Source organism: Bacillus sp. SIMBA_154 (assembly GCF_046536015.1).
Taxonomy (GTDB): domain Bacteria; phylum Bacillota; class Bacilli; order Bacillales; family Bacillaceae; genus Bacillus; species Bacillus pumilus_P.
On the sequence record NZ_JAWJBV010000443.1, the window covers coordinates 1 to 254 of the forward strand.

Sequence of the window (254 nt, forward strand, 5' to 3'; positions counted from 1 at the left end):
CTACAGCCCCAAACAACAACGCTTCATAAACCAAGACCCGATTGGTTTAGTGGGTGGTATTAATCATTACCAATATGCACCGAATCCGGTTAATTGGGTGGATCCATTTGGGTTGAGTTGTAAGGAAGGAGATGCTAAGAGGGTTGTTTTTGCTGGCCATGGGATTATAGATGAGACTAAATCTGCAATAGTCCCTGTAGGAAGTACTCTAACGGTATATGCATTTAATGGAGCGACAATAACAGATGACCTTG

At 42.5% G+C, this 254-nt stretch carries 1 protein-coding gene; it reads left to right on the forward strand.

The features are described 5' to 3' along the window. The coding region (locus R0K30_RS22695) for an RHS repeat-associated core domain-containing protein (protein ID WP_410613193.1) at window positions 1-254 on the forward strand (254 nt) is incomplete at both ends.